The sequence below is a fragment of the Bacillus sp. MYb209 genome (assembly GCF_002975175.1).
Taxonomy (GTDB): Bacteria; Bacillota; Bacilli; order Bacillales; family Bacillaceae_G; genus Bacillus_A.
This window is the reverse complement of record NZ_PCNZ01000001.1, coordinates 474,500-498,567: the sequence shown is the minus strand read 5'-3', so window position 1 is coordinate 498,567 and position 24,068 is coordinate 474,500. Positions and strand designations below refer to the sequence as shown.

23 protein-coding genes are annotated in these 24,068 nt (G+C 35.7%); 17 read left to right on the top strand and 6 right to left on the bottom strand.

What is annotated here, in order from left to right; genetic code table 11:
• Positions 1-53: 53 nt before the first annotated feature.
• Positions 54-278, bottom strand: a complete 225-nt coding sequence (locus CQZ94_RS02780; protein ID WP_105584187.1) for a hypothetical protein — start codon at positions 276-278, stop codon at positions 54-56.
• Between the two features lie 284 nt (positions 279-562).
• Between CQZ94_RS02780 and CQZ94_RS02775 the strand changes: the two genes are divergently transcribed.
• From CQZ94_RS02775 to calY, 6 genes are all read left to right on the top strand, one after another.
• Entirely contained in the window at positions 563-790 is a 228-nt protein-coding gene (locus tag CQZ94_RS02775) for a hypothetical protein (RefSeq protein ID WP_002064332.1), read from the top strand.
• A gap of 153 nt (positions 791-943) precedes the next feature.
• The gene (locus tag CQZ94_RS02770) at positions 944-2,230 is read left to right on the top strand and encodes a D-alanyl-D-alanine carboxypeptidase family protein (RefSeq protein WP_105584186.1); all 1,287 of its coding nucleotides are present in this window, start codon (positions 944-946) and stop codon (positions 2,228-2,230) included.
• A gap of 202 nt (positions 2,231-2,432) precedes the next feature.
• Positions 2,433-3,002: a signal peptidase I SipW gene (sipW, locus tag CQZ94_RS02765; RefSeq protein ID WP_105584185.1), complete on the top strand. Its 570-nt coding sequence runs from the start codon at positions 2,433-2,435 to the stop codon at positions 3,000-3,002.
• Between the two features lie 63 nt (positions 3,003-3,065).
• The gene (locus CQZ94_RS02760) at positions 3,066-3,653 is read left to right on the top strand and encodes a CalY family protein (protein WP_002030432.1); all 588 of its coding nucleotides are present in this window, start codon (positions 3,066-3,068) and stop codon (positions 3,651-3,653) included.
• A 161-nt stretch (positions 3,654-3,814) separates the two neighbouring features.
• A complete protein-coding gene (locus CQZ94_RS02755) occupies positions 3,815-4,720 on the top strand; it encodes a DUF4047 domain-containing protein (protein WP_105584184.1) in 906 nt (301 codons plus the stop codon).
• 447 nt (positions 4,721-5,167) lie between these two features.
• A complete protein-coding gene (calY, locus tag CQZ94_RS02750; RefSeq protein ID WP_105584183.1) occupies positions 5,168-5,761 on the top strand; it encodes a biofilm matrix protein CalY in 594 nt (197 codons plus the stop codon).
• An 80-nt stretch (positions 5,762-5,841) separates the two neighbouring features.
• Here the strand turns inward: calY and CQZ94_RS02745 are convergent, their stop codons facing one another.
• Together CQZ94_RS02745 and CQZ94_RS02740 are read right to left on the bottom strand one after the other, a co-directional pair.
• Entirely contained in the window at positions 5,842-6,165 is a 324-nt protein-coding gene (locus CQZ94_RS02745; RefSeq protein WP_105584182.1) for a helix-turn-helix domain-containing protein, read from the bottom strand.
• 79 nt (positions 6,166-6,244) lie between these two features.
• The gene (locus CQZ94_RS02740) at positions 6,245-6,379 is read right to left on the bottom strand and encodes an anti-repressor SinI family protein (RefSeq protein WP_002011474.1); all 135 of its coding nucleotides are present in this window, start codon (positions 6,377-6,379) and stop codon (positions 6,245-6,247) included.
• A 341-nt stretch (positions 6,380-6,720) separates the two neighbouring features.
• On the opposite strand from CQZ94_RS02740, the gene inhA1 reads away from it, so the two are divergent.
• From inhA1 to CQZ94_RS02685, 11 genes are all read left to right on the top strand, one after another.
• Positions 6,721-9,108, top strand: coding sequence for a M6 family metalloprotease immune inhibitor InhA1 (gene inhA1 / locus CQZ94_RS02735; protein ID WP_105584181.1), 2,388 nt, complete (start codon positions 6,721-6,723; stop codon positions 9,106-9,108).
• Positions 9,109-9,388: 280 nt separating this feature from the next.
• Positions 9,389-10,756 carry an aldehyde dehydrogenase gene (locus tag CQZ94_RS02730; protein WP_105584180.1) on the top strand — a complete coding sequence of 456 codons (1,368 nt, stop codon included), beginning with the start codon at positions 9,389-9,391 and terminating at the stop codon, positions 10,754-10,756.
• A 236-nt stretch (positions 10,757-10,992) separates the two neighbouring features.
• Positions 10,993-11,976 carry a spermidine/putrescine ABC transporter ATP-binding protein PotA gene (gene potA, locus CQZ94_RS02725; protein WP_105584179.1) on the top strand — a complete coding sequence of 328 codons (984 nt, stop codon included), beginning with the start codon at positions 10,993-10,995 and terminating at the stop codon, positions 11,974-11,976.
• Positions 11,973-12,821 (top strand): spermidine/putrescine ABC transporter permease PotB, encoded by an 849-nt coding sequence (gene potB, locus CQZ94_RS02720; RefSeq protein ID WP_002126118.1) that lies wholly within the window; start codon positions 11,973-11,975, stop codon positions 12,819-12,821. The genes potA and potB overlap by 4 nt, the downstream gene beginning before the upstream one ends.
• A gap of 6 nt (positions 12,822-12,827) precedes the next feature.
• Complete coding sequence (gene potC, locus CQZ94_RS02715) at positions 12,828-13,628, top strand: spermidine/putrescine ABC transporter permease PotC (protein ID WP_105584178.1); 801 nt, start codon at positions 12,828-12,830, stop codon at positions 13,626-13,628.
• 38 nt (positions 13,629-13,666) lie between these two features.
• Positions 13,667-14,716, top strand: a complete 1,050-nt coding sequence (gene potD, locus CQZ94_RS02710; RefSeq protein WP_002117252.1) for a spermidine/putrescine ABC transporter substrate-binding protein PotD — start codon at positions 13,667-13,669, stop codon at positions 14,714-14,716.
• Positions 14,717-14,776: 60 nt separating this feature from the next.
• Positions 14,777-15,424 (top strand): phosphatase PAP2 family protein, encoded by a 648-nt coding sequence (locus tag CQZ94_RS02705; protein ID WP_142395729.1) that lies wholly within the window; start codon positions 14,777-14,779, stop codon positions 15,422-15,424.
• A gap of 110 nt (positions 15,425-15,534) precedes the next feature.
• On the top strand, positions 15,535-17,727 hold the full coding sequence (locus tag CQZ94_RS02700) for an MMPL family transporter (protein WP_105584177.1): 2,193 nt from the start codon (positions 15,535-15,537) through the stop codon (positions 17,725-17,727).
• A gap of 102 nt (positions 17,728-17,829) precedes the next feature.
• Complete coding sequence (locus tag CQZ94_RS02695) at positions 17,830-18,246, top strand: hypothetical protein (protein WP_002149692.1); 417 nt, start codon at positions 17,830-17,832, stop codon at positions 18,244-18,246.
• Positions 18,247-18,346: 100 nt separating this feature from the next.
• Positions 18,347-19,270, top strand: a complete 924-nt coding sequence (locus tag CQZ94_RS02690) for an RluA family pseudouridine synthase (protein ID WP_105584176.1) — start codon at positions 18,347-18,349, stop codon at positions 19,268-19,270.
• Positions 19,271-19,361: 91 nt separating this feature from the next.
• Positions 19,362-19,967, top strand: coding sequence for a DUF1648 domain-containing protein (locus CQZ94_RS02685; protein ID WP_105584175.1), 606 nt, complete (start codon positions 19,362-19,364; stop codon positions 19,965-19,967).
• Between the two features lie 37 nt (positions 19,968-20,004).
• Here CQZ94_RS02685 and CQZ94_RS02680 read toward each other — a convergent pair whose 3' ends face one another.
• The 3 genes from CQZ94_RS02680 to glcD all read right to left on the bottom strand — a co-directional run bounded on the left by CQZ94_RS02680 (position 20,005) and on the right by glcD (position 24,044).
• Positions 20,005-20,835, bottom strand: coding sequence for a CAP domain-containing protein (locus tag CQZ94_RS02680; RefSeq protein ID WP_105584174.1), 831 nt, complete (start codon positions 20,833-20,835; stop codon positions 20,005-20,007).
• A 465-nt stretch (positions 20,836-21,300) separates the two neighbouring features.
• The gene (locus CQZ94_RS02675) at positions 21,301-22,629 is read right to left on the bottom strand and encodes a (Fe-S)-binding protein (RefSeq protein ID WP_105584173.1); all 1,329 of its coding nucleotides are present in this window, start codon (positions 22,627-22,629) and stop codon (positions 21,301-21,303) included.
• Positions 22,626-24,044: a glycolate oxidase subunit GlcD gene (glcD, locus tag CQZ94_RS02670; RefSeq protein ID WP_105584172.1), complete on the bottom strand. Its 1,419-nt coding sequence runs from the start codon at positions 24,042-24,044 to the stop codon at positions 22,626-22,628. The genes CQZ94_RS02675 and glcD overlap by 4 nt, the downstream gene beginning before the upstream one ends.
• Positions 24,045-24,068 lie beyond the last annotated feature (24 nt).

Genomic DNA, 24,068 nt, shown 5'->3' with positions numbered 1-24,068 from the left:
AATATATAAGAAGAGCATTTAATTGAAAGTGGATTTTGAATAAACCTGTTATATTATGATTTCCGATACCAATCCAAAGGACTTTTATCACTTAAATCGACAAGAAAAGGGAATAAGAAGTGTAAAGGTAAGCTTATAAGTTCTGGCATAGCGTTCAATGTTTTCTTTGATAGATATTGTCTTCCGAAACAATACGGACAATCTTTTTCGAATGTTATGAGAAGCGACCATACATCTTTTACTTTCCACTTCGTTTTACAATATGTACAACGCGCCATGGAGTTCCTCCTCATTTTAAGGTATTTTCTAATATATTCCATTTTATTGTACTAAAGTCAAGTGTGTTTGATGTGATATAATGTAAGGTGTTTTGTTTTTTTTATATGGATGTATTCCGTAATTTATGACCAAATGAATGTAGTGTGAGGGTTATATAATAAGAGATTTTCATTTTTAATATGCAAATTGGCCAATATATCCTTTTTACAATTTTCAAGAAATCATGTATAAAAGAAGTACAAGATATTTATAAATATTCAGGAGTAGAGGGAGAATAATTGTAATGGTAAGAAAAACGTTTAAGATGCGTGTGTCTAGAAATAGAACGATTTCGATTGATGGTTCGATTCTTGATGTGGATGTGACGCATGATGAGTTTTTGCAAGAGTTCGTTGAGTGGGTCGATTCTAAAGGTTGGTCATTTATGGGTATGACGGATGAGATTACGGCTGAGGAAGCTGGGCAAAAGTTAATAGATTCGTTGATTGATGAGAAGGATAAGAAAGAGTAATTCCTTCTTATTTTTTATTGTATATTTATGTTCCTTATCGTTAAAGTGTGATATAGTAAAAAAGTGAATATTCTTTCAATTTAATACAAATTACATATAGATTGGTAGAGTTATTTTATAGAATGTGAAAGTAAAGTGAAAAGGGAGAGTCATATGGTAAATTTTAAGGAAATTTCGGTTTTTATTATGGTTATTTGTTTATTTTTTTTGACACCTATGACGTTATATGCTGAGACGAATATTGGAGTAAATCCGGAGCAAGTGGCACCTCCACCTGCGGAAGGGCCGAATGTTTTTAGTCAGTTTGCGACTACGATTGATGCGAAAACAGGAGATATGTTGTACGACAAAAATGCACATCATCGTGCGTTCCCTGCTAGTATGACGAAAGTGTTAACGGCGATTTTATTGATGGAGCATACGAAGCCAGAGGATCAATTTACGTTTTCACGATTAGCATTAGATCAAGAGAAGAGTAATTATCAAATTGAGTTTCAACCTGGTGAGACTATTAATAGAAATACTGCACTTATGATTTTAATGGTGCTGAGTGCGAATGATGTGTCGTATGCGATTGCGGAGCGTATTGGAGGAAGTGTTGAAAATTTCGCTAATATGATGAATGAAAAGGCGAAGCAATTAGGGGCTAAAGATAGCCATTTTGTAACGCCAAATGGATTGCATGATCCAAATCATTATACGACGCCATATGATATGGCAATGATTACAAGAGGTGTGCAAAAGTATCCTGAAATTTTACAAGCGATGAATACGAAAAGAACGACGGTTACGACATCTACGCAAACAGTGTCTATTTTTAATAAGTCTACTTATTTTGAAAATCCATATAGCATTGGTGGTAAGACAGGATTTACGAATGAAGCGCGCAATACGCTCGTTTTATTAAATGAGAAGGATGGAAATCGTATTATAAATGTAGTAATGGCTTCTCAAAGACCTGAAATTTATGAAGATTTGAAGCAGATGGCGGAATATTCTTTTGGGCAATTTACGAAGCAAACGGTACTCGATAAACATAGTTGGCATCAAAAGACAACGTATTTAAATAAAGATGTTGATTCTGAGCTCGAAAAAAGTGCTGAGCTTATGTTGAAGAAAGATGAAGGGAAAAATGTAAAAACGGCTTTTCGGGTTAATTCAGTGGATAAAGAATCTTTGTACCAAAAAGGAATTCATCGCGGTGAAGTAGTTGGTACGGTAGATATTATAAAAAATAATCAAACGATTGCGACTATAAATGTTCTTTCAAAAGAAGATGTTACGTTTGCGATGCCTAAAAAAGATACCGTAGCACCTGAAGTAAAGGAATCCAATGTGAAAGTGATAAGTGTTGGGATAGGTGCGATTGTATTATTTGGAGCCATTTTATATGTAGTGCTGCGTCGAAATAAACAAGGAATGAAATCAGAAGAGAAATAAATTGTTAGTATGGAGACTGTGATGAGATTTTGTCACGGTCTTTTTTGTGTTCATATATCCCTGTAAAATAACTAATAATTGTAAATTTTCTTATTGCATTTCCGTTATGTTCGTTATATTATTTACTTGTGTTCTTGTTAAAGAACGAAAGTGTATATTGCATACTTCAAATAATATAAAACAACGGAGAGGGAGAGAGACGATGAAATTAATTTGGAAGGTGATTAGCAACGTTATCTCATTTGTTTTATTTGCGGTAATGGTTTGTTTAGCTTTTGTAGTTATTTCTTCAAAAGCGAGTGGCGGGGATCCAACAGTGATGGGATATCAATTTAAGAGCGTTCTTTCAGGATCGATGGAACCAACATTTTTGACAGGGTCAATCATTGCGATAGAGCCAACGAAAGATGGTTCTAAATATCAAAAAGGTGATGTTATTACCTTTAAAGAGAAAGATGAAAAAATTGTCACTCACCGTATTATCGGTGTGAAAGATACAAATGGAAAAGTAATGTATGAAACAAAAGGGGATAACAACAACGGACCAGATTTAGCACCAGTACTTGCAGAAAATGTAATCGGAAAATATGCAGATATTACAGTTCCATACGTTGGTTATGGACTGAATTATGCGAGTTCAAAGGCGGGAGCAGCATTACTTCTTATTATTCCAGGAGTCTTTTTACTTGGCTATTCCGCGATTTCTATTTTTGGCGCTATTCGTAGCATCGACGGGGAAAAGAAAGATAAAAAAGTAGAACAATCCGTCTAGTTATCTTAGTTATAATTTCCTACTAGGAAATTAACAAATATATATATTATGGGGGATTTGGACATGACTTTAAAGAAAAAATTAGGGATGGGTATCGCATCAGCAGTACTAGGAGCAGCATTAGTTGGTGGAGGAACATTTGCATTCTTTAGCGATAAAGAAGTGTCAAATAATACATTTGCGGCTGGTACGCTTGATTTATCATTAAATCCATCAACAGTTGTTAATGTATCGAATTTAAAACCTGGTGATACAATTGAAAAAGAATTTAAACTAGAAAATAAAGGTTCTTTAGATATTAAAAAGGTTCTATTAAAAACAGACTATAGCGTAGAAGATACGAAGAAAGATAATAAAGATGATTTTGGTAAACATATTAAAGTAACATTCTTAAAAAATGTAGATAAGCATGAGACGATTGTGAAAGAAACTACATTAGATAAATTGAAGGGTGATACACTTACAGCAGTAAATAATGATTTAGCTGCTTGGTTCTGGGATGAAAAAGGTATTTCTGCAGGTAAATCTGATAAATTCAAAGTGAAATTTGAATTCGTTGATAATAAAAAAGATCAAAATGAATTCCAAGGCGATAAGTTACAATTAACTTGGACGTTTGATGCACAGCAAGGCGATGGTGAAACGAAATAATAATGACAACAAAAAGAGACTATCAAAAGTGGTAGTCTCTTTTTGTGTTAAAAGAGAAATGTAAAAAGAAACATAATTTTTATATCATTTTGTAATTCACTTTATTATAATAAAGTTATAGTTCTTGATAAAGAACAAGTTGTTCGATAGGAGAGATTAAAATGCTGAAGACACCTCGCAAATTCAAAAAGATGCTTATATTGCCATGTTTGTGCTCTATTACTTTTTATTTAGGTTCTCAAATGATGACTTATACAGAGGCAGCTTTCATTCATGAGACGAAAGTGCAGGCTACTATTTCTACAGCAAGTATTTTTCCAAAAACAGTTGATCAGTTAACACAGCAAGCTAAGCAACATAAGGAAGTTATTTTGCATGAGTATGAAGAGATGAAATCGAAATTAACTTTCACTTCCACTCAAGAGTTAGAACAGGTGCTTGTTACGTGGAAGCAAGGGCGTGAGAAAATAGCTGCTGAGAGAGAACTATTACAAAAAGTATATGTATCAATAGAAAGTCCGTATAACAAAGCGCAAGAAGAGTTAAAGGAAAATGAAAGTGAATCTAATAAGCAAGTATTCTCGTATGTGAATGCTGGTTTTCATATAGTTAAAGAAAACTGTGAGTATGTTGATAAAGAAGTTAATTTACAGGTGATTGATAGACAAGTTCAAGCTTTTGAGAAATTATTAGTGGATGAAACAGCAAAGCAAGTGAGTGAGGCTGAGAAGCAAAAGAAACTAGAAGAGAGTAAGAAGCAAGAAGAAGCGAAAAAGCTAGAAGAGAGTAAGAAGCAAGAAGAAGCGAAAAAGCTAGAAGAGAGTAAGAAGCAAGAAGAAGCGAAAAAGCTAGAAGAGAGTAAGAAGCAAGAAGAAGCGAAAAAGCTAGAAGAGAGTAAGAAGCAAGAAGAAGCGAAAAAGCTAGAAGAGAGTAAGAAACAGGAAGAGGCGAAAAAACTAGAAGAGAGTAAGAAGCAAGAAGAGGCGAAAAAGCTAGAAGAGAGTAAGAAACAGGAAGAAGCAAAAAAGCTAGAAGAAAGTAAGAAACAAGAAGAACAGAAGAAATAGGAATAGTAAGTAAAATACAGCAGCATTTCGGAAGGAATAAATACAATCATAAGGCAAATAGGTGAGAGAGCCCTACTACTCACCTATTTGCTTTGTTTTTCTTATTTCACTATTCGTGGGTATAAGGCCTTCACCCAAAAATTTAACGAATGTGAGGAAGTTAGTTGGCAGCCCACCACTTGGTGAAGGTTAATAATCAGTGGGGATGGACAGGAAAACACGGATTAAAGTCTTATTTTATTCCTACGTAATTTTCTGAAAAAAGGAAAAAATATTGAGAAATAAAAATAATCAAAAAATACATTGTACTTATATAGATTTGTTCGTTATAATGAACTTAAGGTTTTTAAAAAGAACAAATATTAGCTAAGCTAATATAGTTTTAGTTACACCTCTTATTTTGAAATAAGAGATAAAAATACAAAAAACAGCTAGGGGGAATTGATTGTGAGTCTGAAAAAGAAATTAGGTATGGGAGTTGCATCAGCAGCATTGGGGTTATCTTTAATTGGTGGAGGAACATTTGCATTCTTTAGTGATAAAGAAGTGTCAAATAATACATTTGCAGCTGGGACGTTAGATCTTACATTAAACCCTAAAACGCTTGTAGATATTAAAGATTTAAAACCAGGGGATTCTGTTAAGAAAGAGTTCTTATTAAAGAACGATGGTAATTTAACAATTAAAGATGTTAAATTAGCGACAAAGTACACTGTTACAGATGCAAAAAACGATAATGCTGGTGAAGACTTTGGTAAGCATATTAAAGTGAAATTCCTTTGGAACTGGGATAAGCAAAGTGAGCCTGTATATGAAACAACTTTAGCTGATTTACAAAATGTTGATCCAGATCTTTTAGCTAAAGACATCTTTGCTCCTGAGTGGGGAGAAAAGGGTGGATTAGAGGCTGGCACAGAGGATTACCTATGGGTACAGTTTGAATTCGTAGAAAATGAAAAAGATCAAAATATTTTCCAAGGTGATTCATTGAATTTAGAGTGGACATTCAATGCTAACCAAGAAGCTGGAGAAGAAAAATAATAAATCAAAAAGCGGGGATTCCCCGCTTTTTTTTATAAAGAAAAAAAGAAGTGCCCGTTTTAAGCACTCTTTCATATGTATTATTGTTGATTTTTCTTCCATTGTGTAAATTCGAGAAATTCACGAAACTGTTCTTTTGAGACACCGGAGCTCATCGCATCTTTAACGAGTTGTGTCCATTCGGAGTCTAGATGACTTTCTGATGTTGTTTCATCGTGAAGTAAAGTATCAACTGGAATTTGTAGAACAGCTGAAATTTTTTCAAGAAACTGAATGGAAGGGTTTTTTTGTAAATTCCGTTCTATAGAACTAATGTAAGATTTAGCTACACCAGCTTTTTCGGCGAGTTCTGTTAGTGAAATGCCTTTTTGTAAACGAAGGCGTTTTATACGTTCTCCTATCATATTTGCGCACCTTTCTATCAATATGTAGTCGTCTTATGATGTGATTATTATAACATAAACTTCGTTAAAAAGAACGAGGCTATTGAGCCTGGCTCGTATGCTTCATACGTTGGAAAAAGTGTTCAATATCTTGCAGGGCAATGCCAGCATCTAGAGCTTCAAGTATTAAATCAATCCATTCTTGATCTAGTGAGTCAGCCTTATCTTTGTACAAATGTAATTCCTCCCTAATTATTGGTCATAATTGCTGCTACATAGTAGACGATAATTAACCAAATTTTATATTTTATGTGTCAAATTATCGAATATTGTGTAGATGAAACAAAGATAAAATCCCCATTAAATTCTCTCTATGGAAATTATAATGTTTTCGCCAAAAATTTTCAATATTTTCAGAAAACATTGTTGAATTGTGATATATTCGTATACTAACTATGAAATTTTTACAAATATATTAAAAAGATTACATAATATAACTAAATATTGAAAATATATTGAATTTTTAATAATATAAAATATGTAATACATATTTTATATTAGGGGAGGAAATAAGGGATGAAAAAGAAACCATTTAAAGTGTTATCATCAATTGCTTTGACAGCTGTTCTAGGCTTGTCGTTTGGTGCTGGAAGCCAGTCTGTATATGCTGAAACGCCTGAAAACAAGACAGCTACAAGCCCAGTGGATGATCACTTAATCCCAGAAGAGAGATTAGCAAATGCGCTAAAAAAACGTGGGGTAATTGATTCATCTGCTTCAGGGACAGAAACAAAGAAAGCTGTCGAAAAGTATGTAGAGAAAAAGAAGGGTGAAAATCCTGGGAAAGAAGCGGCAAGTGGGGACCAACTTACGAAAGATGCATCTGACTTTTTAAAGAAAGTGAAAGATGCGAAAGCAGACACGAAAGAAAAGTTAGATAAACCTGCAACAGGGACACCTGCTGCGGCAGGACCAGTTAAAGGCGGTCTAAATGGTAAAGTACCAACTTCTCCAGCAAAGCAAAAAGAATATAACGGTGAAGTTCGAAAGGATAAAGTACTCGTTTTACTTGTAGAGTATGCTGACTTTAAACATAACAATATCGATAAAGAGCCTGGCTACATGTATTCTAACGATTTTAACAAAGAACATTATGAAAAAATGTTATTCGGTAATGAGCCATTCGCGTTAGAGGATGGAAGCAAAATCGAAACGTTTAAACAATATTACGAAGAGCAATCTGGTGGTAGCTACACAGTGGACGGAACAGTTACAAAATGGTTAACGGTTCCTGGTAAAGCAGCTGATTATGGTGCTGATGCTGGTACAGGTCATGATAATAAAGGACCAAAAGGACCACGTGATCTAGTAAAAGATGCATTAAAAGCAGCTGTAGATAGCGGACTTGATTTATCACAGTTTGATCAGTTCGATCAATACGATGTAAATGGTGATGGAAATCAAAATCAACCGGACGGTTTAATCGATCACTTAATGATTATTCATGCGGGTGTTGGACAAGAAGCAGGCGGTGGTAAATTAGGTGATGATGCAATTTGGTCACATCGCTGGACAGTTGGACCAAAACCATTCGCAATTGAAGGTACACAAGCGAAAGTTCCATATTGGGGCGGAAAGATGGCAGCATTCGACTACACAATTGAACCAGAAGATGGCGCGGTTGGTGTATTCGCACATGAATATGGCCATGATTTAGGTCTTCCAGATGAGTATGATACACAATATAGCGGTGATGGTGAGCCGGTTGAAGCTTGGTCTATTATGAGTGGCGGTAGCTGGGCTGGTAAAATTGCTGGAACAACACCAACGAGTTTATCACCACAAAATAAAGAGTTTTTCCAAAAAACAATAGGTGGTAACTGGGCAAATATCGTAGAGGTAGATTACGAGAAATTAAATAAAGGTATCGGTCTAGCAACATACTTAGACCAAAGTGTTACGAAGTCAGATCGTCCAGGTCTGATTCGTGTTAACTTACCAGATAAAGATGTAAAAGGAATTCAGCCTGCATTTGGTAAACAGTATTACTACAGCACAAAAGGTGACGATCTTCATACAAAGATGGAAACACCGCTGTTCGATTTAACAAATGCAACGACTGCGAAATTTGATTTCAAGTCATTGTATGAAATCGAAGCAGAGTACGATTTCCTTGAAGTACACGCTGTAACAGAAGACGGTCAACAAACGTTAATTGAAAGACTTGGTGAGAAAGCAAATAGTGGAAATGCAGCTACGACAAATGGAAAATGGATTGATAAATCATATGATTTAAGTCAGTTCAAAGGTAAGAAAGTGAAATTAACATTTGATTACATTACTGATGGTGGTTTAGCGTTAAACGGATTCGCTCTTGATAATGCGTCATTAACAGTAGATGGTCAAGTTGCATTCTCAGATGATGCAGAAGGTACATCACAATTTAAATTAGATGGTTTCGTTGTATCTAACGGAACAGAGAAGAAAAAACATAACTACTATGTTGAGTGGAGAAACTATGCTGGTTCAGATAACGCATTGAAATTTGCTCGCGGTCCGGTATATAACACTGGTATGGTTGTATGGTATGCGGATTCAGCTTACACAGATAACTGGGTTGGTATACATCCAGGACATGGTTTCCTTGGAGTAGTTGACTCTCATCCAGAAGCAATTGCAGGAACTTTAAATGGCAAACCAACATTTAAAAGCAGTACGCGATTCCAAATTGCTGATTCGGCGTTCTCATTTGACAAAACGCCAGCTTGGAAAGTTGTATCTCCAACGCGTGGAACATTTGTATACGATGGATTACCAGGAGTACCGAAGTTTGATGACTCTAAAAAGTATATTAATGAGCAGATTCCAGATGCAGGACGTATTTTACCGAAGCTTGGTCTGAAGTTTGAAGTAGTAGGACAAGCTGATGATAACTCTGCAGGTGCTGTTCGTTTATATCGTTAATACAGTAAAACTACCGAGAGATTTTCTTTCGGTAGTTTTTTTGTGAGCAATGAATTTTATATAAAGTAAAAAGTCATATATAATGTAACTTTACGAATAGAAATTTGTTACATATAAAGTCTATATAAATAATGAAAGAATTGTATAAAGTGAAACTTTAATCGGTGGGGGTTTTGTCCATCCCCACTGATTATTAACTTCCTTGAATTCGCTGGATTTTGAGGTGAGAGTCTTACTGCTCGTTAATAGCGGGATAAACATAGTGGGAGAAGGTGAGTGAATGAGTATTTCCTCTATTGTAAATAAACAAAAGGAATATTTTTATAAAGGACATACGAGAAGTGTAGAGACGAGAAAGAATAATTTGAAGAAGCTTTATGAAGGAATTCAGCGTTTTGAGGATGAGATTTTTCAAGCGTTGAAATTAGATTTGAATAAATCAGTTCACGAATCATTTACAACAGAAATTGGATATGTACTAAAAGAGATTTCTTTTCAAATGAAGCATATTTCATCTTGGAGTAAACCAAAGCGTGTTCGCACAGCTCTTACTCATTTTGGATCGAAGGGGAAAGTAGTGCCAGAACCGTATGGTGTGACGCTTATTATCGCACCGTGGAACTATCCGTTTCAATTAGCAATTGCACCACTCGTAGGAGCATTGGCAGCCGGAAATACAGTCGTTTTAAAGCCGTCAGAGTTAACGCCAAACGTTTCAAAAGTGCTTACGAGAATGCTAGAAGAATTATTCCCAGAAGAGCTTGTATCGGTAGTAGAAGGCGGTGTTGAGGAAAGCAGTGCACTTTTAAAGGAACCGTTTGACTATATTTTCTTTACAGGTAGTGTTGGCGTCGGAAAAGTTGTGATGGAAGCAGCGGCAAAAAAATTAACGCCTCTTACGTTAGAACTTGGCGGGAAAAGCCCATGTATTGTACATAAAGATGCAAAGCTAGATGTAACCGCAAGACGTATCGTTTGGGGCAAGTTTTTGAATGCTGGGCAGACGTGTGTAGCGCCTGATTATATGTACGTTCATTCTTCAGTGAAAGAGCAGTTAATCGAGGCATTACGACATGAAATCGCAGAGCAATATGGAAAAGATGCTCTACAAAATGACAATTACGTACGAATTGTGAGTGAGCGTCATTTTGAACGCTTATGTACATTTTTGCAAGATGGTAAACCTGTGATTGGCGGGAATTATACGAAAGAAACATTACACATCGAGCCTACAGTGTTAACGAATGTTACATGGCAAAGTACTGTTATGGAAGATGAAATTTTCGGACCAATTTTACCAATTATAGAATATGACAAAATAGAAGAGGTAATTGAAACGATTCAGCACCATCCAAAGCCGTTAGCACTATATGTATTTTCTGAAGATAGAAAAGTGCAAGAGAAAGTGACGAGTAATATTTCATATGGCGGAGGATGTATAAATGATGTCGTATATCACCTTGCAACGCCATATTTACCTTTTGGGGGCGTTGGAAGTAGTGGGTTGGGCAGCTATCATGGTGAACAAAGTTTTCGGACTTTTTCCCATTATAAAAGCATTTTGTCCCAATCTACAGCATTCGATATGAAAATTCGTTACTCTTCTACAAAAAGTGCTTTAAAATTCATACGAAAGTTGTTAAAATGATGATGGTGTTTATCAGTAGGCGTAGCCGTATGATAAAAACCCCTTCGCAACTGAAGGGGTTTTTCTGTTCGACATATGTATCATGCGAAAATGAATCAAACATACTACATAAAGAATAGAAGAGAACGCTGCTAAACAACCATTTTTGTTTGGATCGAAACAAAAAATAGTCTATAGAACATAAATATTTATTCATGAATATAAAAATTAAAATTTAAGGTAGATAGGACGGGAAAATGAAAAAGATTATTAAAGTTGAAGCAGTAGAAAAACATTTTGGAAATCAAGTGATTATCCCCCCTCTTTCTTTAGATATTAAAGAAGGAGAATTTTTAACAATTTTAGGACCGAGTGGTTGCGGGAAAACGACTTTACTTCGTATGATCGCAGGATTTGAAACGCCAACTAAAGGGAATCTTTTATTAGATGATGAAAAGATTAACGATTTGCCGCCATACAAGCGTCATATGAATTTAGTGTTCCAACATTACGCACTATTCCCACATATGAATGTTGAAAAAAATATTTGTTTCGGTATGAAAATGCAAAAAGTATCAGCGGCAGAACAGAAAGAACGTGCGGAAGAGGCAATGCGTTTAACGCAGTTACTGGAGTTCCGTAACCGTAAACCTTCGAAGCTTTCTGGTGGACAGCAGCAGCGTGTAGCAATTGCAAGAGCAATTGTAAACAACCCACGTGTATTACTATTAGATGAGCCACTTGGAGCGCTTGACTTTAAGTTAAGAAAAGATTTGCAACGTGAATTGAAAAACTTACAACGTAATTTAGGAATTACGTTCATATATGTAACGCACGATCAAGAAGAAGCGATGAGTATGAGTGATCGTATTGTCGTTATGAATAAAGGGCATATCGAACAAGTCGGCACGCCTAAAGAAATTTACAATAAGCCGAAAACATTGTTTGTTGCGACGTTCATAGGTGAAAATAATATCGTAAAAAATGGGGAAAACTACGTAGCAGTTCGCCCTGAAAATGTAAAAGTTCGCTCGGTGGAAGAGCCAATTTTAAAAGAATACCACCTTGGGCATATTGAAGATATTGAATTTGTTGGAAATATGGAAAAGCTATATGTACGTGAGGAGAAAACAGCGGAATTACTAATGGCATACCAAACTGCTGAAGAAGCAACGCAGTGGAGCACTGGGGATAATGTATATGTAGGTTGGGAGCAAGAGGACGAGGTGACCTTAAATTGAAGAAAGGGAAATTACTCGCATTACCTACGGTCGTATGGCTGTTACTCTTCTTCCTAATTCCACTTCTGTTCGTATTAGCATTTGCCTTCATGCAGCGCGGAGCATACGGGACAGTGGAGATGAAATTTACATTAGATAACATAGCGCGTGTGTTTGATCCATTATATATGGGGACGTTATGGGAAACAGTGAAGATAGCTGTTATTACTACAGTACTATGTTTATTAATCGGTTATCCATTTGCCTATACAATTACAATTGTTGATCGTAAATATCGTTCTATCCTTCTATTATTGGCAACGATTCCGTTCTGGATTAACTTTCTTGTTCGTTCATACGCATGGATTGTTATTTTACGTTCACAAGGACTTGTAAACACATTGCTATTGAAACTAGGTATTATTAGTGAACCTTTAAATCTGCTATATAATACACCTTCTGTAATACTCGGAATGGTATATTCTTTATTACCATTTATGATTTTACCAGTGTATGCAGCAATTGAGCAGCTTGATAAGCGTAAGCTAGAGGCAGCTTATGATTTAGGAGCAACACCAGTAAAGGCATTTTGGAATGTAACAGTACCGATGACGATGTCAGGGATTACAACTGGTTCTATTTTAGTATTCGTTTCTTCTATCGGAATGTTTGTTGTATCAGACGTTATGGGTGGATCGAAAGTAGCATTAATCGGAAACGTAATTCAAAACCAATTCTTAGGCTCACGTGACTGGCCGTTTGGTTCCGCGTTATCTATGATTGTTGTTCTATTCTCTGTTCTGTTAATTTACTTATATTATCGTGCAACGAAAGTATATAAATATGATGGAAACGGAGGGGAATAGGCAAAAATGAAGAAGTTTTTAGTTTCTTATTCTTGGTTAATCTTATTGTTTTTGTATTTTCCAATGATGGTTTTAATGGTATATTCCTTCAACGATTCTCGCATTAATGCGGAATGGGAGGGCTTTACACTCCATTGGTATACAGATTTATTTCAAAAACAAGATGTTATTGATGCGTTTGTAAATAGTATTACGATTGCTCTTATAACGACAATTGTGACGACAGTTCTTGGTGTGATTTTTGCTATTGCATTACACCGTTACAAATATCGTTTTGAAGGGGTCATTAACGGTCTTGTATATTTACCAATTTTAATTCCTGATATTTTAATGGGATTATCTTTACTTATCCTATTTAGTCAATTAGGTATGGAACTTGGAAAAACAACAATTATTATTGCACACATTACATTCAGTATTTCATTTGTTGTTGTTATTTTAGCGGCACGCCTTTCTGGCATGGGACGTGATTTAGAAGAGGCTGCAAACGATTTAGGAGCAACGCCGTGGCAAACGTTTCGTTATGTAACGTTTCCAGCAATTGCACCAGGAGTTATTTCAGCCGCATTATTAACATTTACATTATCGATTGATGATTTTGTAATTAGTTTCTTCGTATCAGGACCAGGATCAACAACATTGCCATTATACATTTATAGTATGGTTAAGCGCGGAGTATCACCTGAAATCAATGCTCTTTCTACAATATTAATCGTTGTAATTGTAGGATTAATGGTGCTATCGGAAATTTTCCGTAATAAAGGTGCAGACGGTGAAGAGAACTCTGGAGGACACCTGCCTTTATAATACGAATGATATAGAAAGAACGAGGAGGTAATAAACCGATGAAATTAGTGAAGAGATTAGCTGGTATAGCAATTAGCTTCAGTCTTGCTGCAGGTGTACTTGCTGGTTGTGGTGAGAAAAAAGAAGAATTAAACATTTATAGCTGGGCTGACAATTTTGATGAGCAAGTTTTAAGAGATTTTGAAAAGAAATATAACGTGAAAATTAACTATGATAAATATGCAAGTAATGAAGAAATGCTTGCGAAATTACAAGCTGGTGGCGCAACATATGATTTGATTCAGCCGTCTGATTACATGGTGAAAACGATGGCGAAGATGGACTTGTTAGAGCCTTTAGATAAGAAGAACATCCCGAATATCGAGAATCTTGTTTCTAATTTCAAAACACCTGCGTTTGATCCAGAGAATAAGTATTCTTTAGTATATACTTGGGGTGTAACAGGAATTGCATACAATAAAAAGTATGTGAAAGAAACACCTACAAGTTGGAATGATTTATGGAACGAGAAATATAAAGGACATGTTACTTTATTAAACGATTCTCGTGAAGTATTAGGAATGGGACTTAAGAAAAACGGTTTCTCTAATAGCACGAAAGAGGATGCACAGTTAAAGACAGCGTCAAATGATTTACAGAAGCTACTTCCAAACTTATTAGCATTCGATACAGATAACATTAAACAAAAATTCATTACCGAAGATGCGTGGATCGGGACAGTTTGGTCTGGAGACGCAGCATTCATCGCGAAAGACAATAAAGATGTAGGATACGTTGTACCAAAAGAAGGCGGCACAATTTGGGCTGACACGTTAGCAATTCCAAAAGGTGCAAAACATAAAGAACTTGCAGAGAAGTTTATGAACTACTTATTAGATGAAAAAGTAAGTGTGAAAAACTACGAGTCAATTGGTTATAGTAATCCAAATGAAAAAGCTCATCCTCTTCATAGTAAAGAATATCGTGATAATCACATGATCTTCTTAACAAAAGAAGAATTAGATCGTACAGAATGGCTTGTTGATGTAGACGATAAGTTAAAAGACTACGATCGCTACTGGACAGAGCTGAAAACAAAAGGTAAATAAGTAAGAAAATGCGGTTTCTAAAGTAGAAATCGCATTTTTTCATAAGTAGGAGGAAATCGTTTGAAGAAAAAGTTACATCGATATGAGTTCATATGTATGATTTTATTACTTGCTTTATTCGGCATTATCGCTTGGAGAGTACAAGCAAGCGGAGTTACAGCAGTGGATACATATGTCCGGGAGATGGTAAAAGGATTACAAACAGAAAGCTCAATTACATTCTTCACATATTTTACAAAGTTAGGATCTGCAATTGGAGTTATAACGACACTAGTTATAAGCTTGCTCGTTTTTTGGAAAAAGCGTTATTATGCTGCTATGATTGTGTATCCAATGGCTATATTAACGACACACCTTGTTAATAAGGGAATAAAAGAAATTGCAAAAAGAGACCGCCCATCATTAAATGAGGCACTTGACGCACTTGGGTATAGCTTCCCAAGTGGACATGCAATGCTATCTATCATAACATTCGGTTTTCTTGCCTATATCATTGCTGCGAATTTGAAAAGTATAGCTGGAAAATGTGGTATTACGATTTCGATGGGCATATTAATTATATTGATTGGATTAAGTAGAGTTATTTTAAATGTACATTATCCAACCGATATTTTAGCAGGTTACTGCGCAGGTGGCATTTTGTTAATCATAGCAATTTATTGTCATCGTTTACTTACCGAGAGATTGGGACTTAATAACGAGAGATAGAAAAACGCCTAGAAAAACTAGTATTATAGTTTTTCTAGACGTTTTTTGTTTATGGGGAGATGTGATACAGTATAAATGATAAGTGAATTATATAAAGTAGGTGAAAATGTGTGAAGACAAATGTACATAAAATTGATAAGTGGGGGAAGATAGGAACTTTTCTGTATCAATTTCGTTATACAGTAATCGTAGCATTACTATTACTTGCGATAGTGCTCGGTACTTTTGCTCCAAAACTTCCAGGAGTATTGGGTGGTGATGGTTTCCAAACAGAAGGGGATTATCAAAGGACGAAAGAAATTTTAGATAAAGATTTTAAGCAGTCTCAAGATACACTTTTACTCGTTTTTGAGAAGGAAAAGGATACTTCGTATGAGGATTTCCAAAAGCGTATAGAGGGGATAATAAATCAAATTCAAGAGAAGGAAACATACGAATCTTTTCATCATCCAATGCAAAATAAAGAGATGTTACAAGATGATATCGGTTATGCGACGATTTTATTTTCCGGGAAAACAAATAAAGAACGAATGGAAAAGACATTACAATTCGCCGACAAAATCGAGAAGGAAAGTAGTGCAGTACTAAAAGTAACACCGACAGGGTATCCGAAAATTAATCAAGAGATTAATGAAAGAACGCAAAACGATTTAAAAGTAGCAGAGATGATTGGATTACCTATTGCGTTTCTCGTACTATTATTCTCATTTGGTAGTCTGCTTGCTTCTATTTTACCGATTGTAAATGGCGCGCTTAGTGTCATTAGTACGATGGGGATTTTATATTTTATAGGTAGTGATAAAGAGCTGTCTATTTTCGTGTTAAATGTTGCGCCGATGATTGGGCTCGCATTATCAATTGATTTCGCACTGTTATTTGTAAATCGTTTTCGAGAGGAAGTTGCGAAGAGAACCGTGAAAGAAGCGATAGCGATTACGTATCAAACGGCAGGGCGTGCTATCGTATTTTCAGGGTTATGTGTATTCGTCGGTTTATCCGGTTTATTTTTCTTTAAGATAGACTATATTCAGTCTGTTGCCATTAGCGGGATGATTGTCGTTATTATGAGCATTTTGTTTTCGCTCACACTTCTTCCAGCGCTATTATCTCTAATTGGTAAAAGGATATTGAAAAAGAATCAGGCGGCGCCTACGCCATCAAATGTATGGCGTAAATTTGCACAGTTTGTAATGAAACATCCAATCGTCATGATTATTGTTGTTATAACATTTATTGTTATTTGTTTATTACCGCTACGTACAGCTAACTTGCAGTTTCCTGGTGTTGAAGCGTTACCTGAAAAGAGTGATACGAGAGTTGCATTTGAGAAGTATGAAGAAACCTTTAATAAAACTGTCCAAACACACGCTGATGTTACATTAGTAGTAGAGACGAAGAAAGATATAACAGAAAAAGAAAGTTTACAAAAGATAGAAGCTGTCGTTCAAAAGTTAAAAGATGATAAGCAAGTATATAAGGTGAAAAGTGTATATGACGGGCTAAATGGAATGAAAGCAGATCAAGTTGCTGGAATATTGCAGTCGCCAGAAGCTGCGAAAATAGCTCCTGTATTTGAAGCGTATACGAAAGGAAATAAAACAACAATGGAAGTCTTTTTGGATACGAAGCCAAGTACAGAAACTGCAAAACAATGGGTTCGTGATTTCAAAAAGAATTATAAGGAAAACGATGTTACTTACTATTTGGGCGGTATGACAACGTTCCAGCAAGAGTTAGAAGATGAAATTAAAGATAAAGTTGCAATTGGTATGTCTGTTATATTTGGATCAACCTTTGTCATTTTATTATTCGCATTCCGTTCTATACTCATTCCAATTAAAGCGATTATTATGAACGTACTTAGTTTAAGCGCAACAATTGGAATTGTAATTTGGTTATTTGAAGGTGGGCATTTCGGATTAGAGGAAAGTTCAGTTTTATTTGTATTACCAATCTTTATTTTTGGTCTCGTATTTGGTCTTAGTATGGATTATGAAGTATTCCTTATTTCACGTATTCACGAGCTATATGAGGAGACGAAAGATAATGATAAAGCAACGCTAGAAGGGCTTGTCTCTACAAGTCGTATCATTACGTCGGCTGCTTTAATTATGATTGTTGTTACCGGTGCATTTGCCTTCACCGATATTTTACCAGTAAAGCAAATGGGAATTGGTGTTGCGATAGCGATATTTCTTGATGCAACAATTATTCGCCTTATGCTCGTACCAAGTTTAATGAAATTGTTTGGAGATTGGAACTGGTGGTTACCATTCCGAAAGAAAAGAAAAAAATCGTCGTAAAAAATACTCATCTATAAGATGAGTATTTTTTTTATGAATAGCAAGGCCTATATTTTGCAAATAGTATGTGATAAGAACATTACATACAAGTAGGTGAAGGCAATGTTTCGTTATTTTAAGTTTAAGCTAAATGATACAGTACAGTTTGCTGAAAAAGATGGACATATGTATCGCATTGTCGGTTATCGGTTAGAAAAAGGATTTTATCCAAAAGATGAATGGACTCATATCATTTATGAACTACTTAGAGAATTTGACGGGTATACGATGGATGCGGAAGAAGAGGAACTTGTAAAAGTCATTCAAGTAGAGGATGAGTATTATAAAATACAAGAAGTATCGGGGTATCGTTATCCAGTAAAAATGAAGCAAAAGCAGCAAGTTATGAAAGGAGAGAAAATAGACGACTTATTAGATACGTACAACGACTATAAACGATTGGCGGATTTCTTTAAAGATTTATTGTATGAACAAAAAGCTGAAGAAGTGTTGCAGGAGATGAAAAGGCTTAGAGCGTGAGGGGACAGTCGATTATAAGACTGTCCTCTATTTTTGACGGTGCATCAAAGTATGTTTTCCGTTACAATGAGAGAATCAATAGAAATAAGGTGATTATAGTATGGAAACAAAGAAAAAGGGCGAATGGTGTGAAATTACGGTTCCAGCGACGTGGAATGGTATAAGTATTGAGTCGTTGTTAAAAGTAGAATGGGAAGTACCAAAAAAGTTATTACATCAGCTTCGTATGGAAAAAGGTGTTACGGTTAACGGAGAACAGAGGAGATGGAATGAACTTTTAAAAGAAGGAGATAAGTTACAAGTTCATATGTTTATGGAGGAGGAGTACGGCGTAGAGCCGGAATACGGTGAATTAAATGTAGTGTTTGAAGACGATCACGTACTCATTGTAAATAAGCCCGAGCAAATGGATACACATCCTTCTGAAAAAAATGGGACGGGAACACTTGCCAATCTTGTTGCTTTTCATTTTCAAATGCAAGGTTTAGAGACGAAGGTTCGTCATATCCATAGGTTAGATAAAGATACGACAGGTGGTGTTGTATTCGCAAAACATAGAATTGCGGGTGCAATTATGGATCGTTTATTAATGGAACGGAAAATTAAAAGAACGTATACGGCACTTGTTGAAGGAAGAGTAAAAAAGAAGCAGGGCACAATTGACGCGGCCATTGGAAGAGATCGACATCATGCTACGAGGCGCCGTGTTTCTCCAAATGGTGACCAAGCTATAACATATTATAAAGTAGAAAAATATTTTAAGAAGCAAGATGCTACCTTGGTAACGTTACAATTAGAAACAGGTAGAACTCATCAAATTCGTGTTCATATGAGCTATAATGGAAATCCGTTAGTTGGGGATGTATTATATGGTGGACAAACAAAATATATGGATCGCCAAGCGTTACATGCGATGAAAATTAATTTTTTGCATCCGATTACGAAAGAAGAGATCGAAGTTGAAGTACAATTCCCTACAAATTTAAACAATACAATGAAAGAATTTCAAAGAGAAAATGCGTAAAGTGTAAGTTTTACATTGAGAAAGTTAGATTTTTGCAGGGATTTCTCTAAAAGAGGCGAAGCCGTTAAGAGAATAGAGAGGTGAGAATCACTTGGTCAAATATAAATATATACTAGGAATATTTTTCGCTTGTCTTTTATTTACTCTATGCTACTATCCATATTTATCAAGTCGTATGGCAGTACATTGGAACGAGAATGGTGTGCCCAACGAGTTTATGAGTAAACAAGTTGTTGTATTATTTATTCCTTGTCTTATTATTTTCTTACATGGATTAGTGTATATTATTTCACATAATATATATAAATTTGATAAAGAAGAGCATTTCATTATAAGTGGATTTATAAAGAGTGTTACTTTATTTATGTTATTTATCCATATGCTCATTCTCTTTATTAATTCGGGAAGTATTATATCCTTTCAAACAGGACTAACAATTGGAATTAGTATGTTTCTTTTTATGCTTAGCAAAGAGTTTAAAAAGGTAAAGGGTACGGAGAAAGAACCGATCAAATTACAAAAAATTCGTTTAGTTAGTAGACGAATTTTTCAAGTGATGGCGTGTAGCATATTACTTTCATTGTTTTTGAGCCTAAAGTGGGGGTTTTATGTGTTAATTAGTGTAATAAGCTGCGGGTCTATTTTGTTTATGTTCTACATTTTATACGCATACATATTAGAAAGCTATGAAACATAAAAAAAGAGTCTTCTAGGAGAAGACTCTTTTTTTCTATTTACTTCGTAATAAATTGTTGTGTCCAGTAGTTGCCGCTTTCTACATAACCAACACCGATATGAGTGAAGCCGCTATTTAAAATGTTTGCACGGTGTCCAGCACTGTTCATCCAAGCTTGTACAACTTCTTCTGGTGTACGTTGGCCTTGTGCGATGTTTTCACCTGCAGATGTATAAGAAATACCGAATTTTTTCATCATGTCAAACGGAGACCCGTATGTAGGGCTGTTATGATCAAAGTAGTTATTCTTTTGCATATCTTCAGATTTAGCGCGTGCAACTTTGCTTAATTCAGTATCAATTTGTAATGCTGGTAAGCCTTGTTTTGTACGCTCAGCGTTTGTTAATTCAACAACGCGTTGTTCGAATTCGCTTAAAGATTTTGCTTCTTCAGCAGGCTTTTGCTCAGCAGGTTTTTGTGTCTCGTTTTGAGTATTGTTGTTTTCAACTGGTTTTTGAGCTTCTGGTTTAGCAACTTCTTCAGCAGGCTTTTGTTCCGCTGGTTTTTGAGTTTCCTCAGCAGGCTTTTGAGCTTCTGGCTTAGCTGTTGGTTGTTCAGTTACAACATTTTCAGTAGGCTGTTGACCAGGAATGAAGCAATCTTGTTGGAATTGACCTTGATTCCATTGTGCTAATGACTCAACTCCCATAGATTGTAAGAATGCTTGTAATTCTTGTTGGCTCATTTGTTTCATCATTACTTTTGAATGCTGAATATTTTGAACCTTTACGTTAGATGGTTGTACTGTTGCAGCTTGTGCATCTAAAGATGATACTCCTAAAGTAAGAGCTGTTGCAGCAGCTACAGATAATAAAACACGCTTTTTCATGATGTGTGTCCCCCTATATAAAGTTTTAATTTGTTTTCACACGATTTGTTTTTGACAGCCTGTCTGACTGACAAATCCATCGTAGCATACAATTTGCGAGAAATAAGATGGAAAAAAATTCATAGATTTAAAAATTACCTAATTTATCCTAAGAGGAGAAAAGGAAAGAAATAAGAGAAACGTAGAGTATAAAAGGAATTTTCAGCATTTTTATGCTTGGTTTTAAGAGGGGTATTTTGGATAAAGTTACCTAAATTGAAAATGAAGAATCCTATTGTATCAATGGTTTGAGCATTTTTTTGAGGAATATAATGGATTGATTTTTACAAAACTGTAATGTTTCTGTTGTTCTTTTTTATAATAAAGTAACATAGTTTTAATGTTGTAGCGGACAAAAAAGCGGCTAGCTCTTTACATAGACGAAGGAGATAGCCGTTTTCCTATTGTTACGTATGTTACGAGTTATTACGAGTTGGTTTCAATTGCTTCTAATAATAAGTCTACAATATGAATTCCTCGCATTTTATGAGAAATTCCTTCACGTTCAATACCTAGTTTCATTTGTAATAGACATCCAGGATTTGCAGTAACAATTGTCGCTGCATCTGTTTCATGCACACGATCCATTTTATAATCTAGAAATTCCATTGATAACTCCGAATGAACAATATTATAAATACCAGCAGAACCACAGCAGCGGTCTGCATCCTTCATTTCACGATAGATTGCACCTTTGATGGCCTCTAGTAACATACGAGGTTCAGAAGATGTTCGCATAACATTACGTAAATGACAAGAGTCTTGATACGTAATAATTTGCGGTGGAAGTCGTAAATCAGTTCGTTTATGGAAATCTAGTTCTACTAGTATAGCAGTAATATCTTTAATTTTAGAAACAAACTGCTTTGCACGCTCTGCCCACTTAGGATCATCTTTTAATAAATAATCATAATCTACGAGATAAGCTCCGCAGCCACCTGCATTCGTAATGATATAGTCGATTTGTAAATCTTCGAATGCTTGTATATTTCGTTTTGCTAATTCCTTTGCACCACTTTTTTCACCAGCGTGTCCGTGTAATGCTCCGCAACAACTTTGTGTTTTCGGAATAACGACATCACAACCAGCAAGTTGAAGAAGTTTCATCGTTGCGTTATTTGTTTCTAAAAACATAGTATCCATTAAACACCCTGTGAAGAAAGCAACTTGCTTTTTCTTTGTAATTGCAGATTGTAAAAATTCAGGGCGATTTTTCATTTCTTTCATTTTAGGAACTTTCGGTAAGACAAGATCCATCGTTGCGATCGTTTCAGGGAATAGCTTCATAATCCCCGTTTTATGTGAGAGCGTCTGCAAACCAGAGCGTTGATATAATCCGATAAGTCCAGTTAAAGTTCTCATGCGGTTTTGATGAGGGAATAATCCTTCAAATACAACTTTACGAACGGCTTTCACTGGCAGCGAGAATTTTTTGTTTTGATTAATAATGTCATGAGTTTCTTCTAATAAATGTCCATAATTAACACCAGATGGACAAACGGGCTCACAAGCACGGCAGCCTAGGCAAACATTTAAAGTATTTTCAACATCTTCATCTGGCTCAATTAAACCATCTACGACGGCTTTCATTAATGCGATACGACCGCGTGGTGAATGTGATTCTTTATACCCAGATTGAATGTAAGTAGGACAAGTAGGTAAACAAAAACCGCATCGCATACAATTTAATAGTTCGTCTTCATTTAATCGTTCTTTAAATTCCTTTTGAATTTTTTCTTTATTTAATGTTGTCATCGCTCAACCACCACTCTTTTACGAGAGTCTTTCGCGAACATCTTTCCTGGATTCATAATGTTATTTGGATCAAAGGCTTGTTTAATACCTGGCATTGCAGCAATACCTTCTTTACCTAATTTCATTTCTAAATACGGAGCTTTCATCGCGCCAACACCGTGTTCACCAGTAATGGTACCACCAAGCTCAATCGCTTTCGCAAATATTTCGGCAAAAGCTTGCTCAGCTCGGTGCATTTCTTCTTCGTTACGAGCATCTGTCATACAAGTTGGATGTAGATTACCATCACCAGCATGACCAAAAGTACAAATAGGAATATTATATTTTTTTGCAATCGCATTAATTGCTTCAACCATTGGAGCGATTTTTGAACGCGGTACAGTTGCATCCTCTAGTATTGTTGTTGGTTTTAGTCTTGCAAGTGCTGATAGTGCACTACGGCGTGCTGTACGAAGCGCATCTGCTTCGGCTTCATCTTCATCTTTTGCAACGCGAACATCGACCGCATTCATAGCACGGCAAACGTTAGCCATTTTTTCGATATCTCGATTGACAACCTCAGGTGGACCGTCTTGTTCAATTAATAAAATTGCTTTGACGTCAGTTGGTAAACCGATTTGTGCAAACTCTTCTACAACTTCAATTGTTGGTTGGTCTAAAAACTCAAGTGTCGCCGGAATAATTTTATTCGCAATAATAGCAGAAACAGCTCGAGCAGCTTCGTTAATATCTTCATATAGTGCGAGCATTGTTTTCTTCGTTTCAGGCATAGGGACAAGTTTTAATATAGCTTCCGTAACAACACCAAGTGTTCCTTCAGAACCAATAAATAAACGAGTTAAATCATAACCAGCTACATCTTTTGCTAATTTACCGCCAGTGCGAATGATATCGCCGTTCGGTAAGACAATTTCAAGCCCCATTACATAATCACGTGTTACGCCATATTTTAAACCACGTAATCCGCCCGAATTTTCATTAATATTACCGCCGATTGTAGAAATTTTCATAGAACTTGGATCTGGTGGATAAAATAAACCTTTTTCTTCTACAGCTTTAATGATATCAAGTGTAATAACGCCAGCTTGTACAGTAATTGTTAAATTTTCTTCGTCAATTTCTAAAATATTGTTCATATGACGGAAAATAAGGACGATACCGCCTTCTAATGGACACGTTCCTGCACAAAGATTCGTTCCAGAACCTCGTACATATACCGGGATTTTATGAGTGTTACACACTTTTAACACGTCTGCTACTTCATTTGTATTACGAGGAGCAATGACTGCATCAGGCATCGCTTGGAAGTTTGGAGTGGCATCATAACTATAAGTTAAACGCCCCATATTGGATGTATCTACATTATCTTCGCCAACAATAGATACGAATGAATCAATAATTTGCTTTTCTAACATTGGAAATCCCCCTCAAACTGTTAA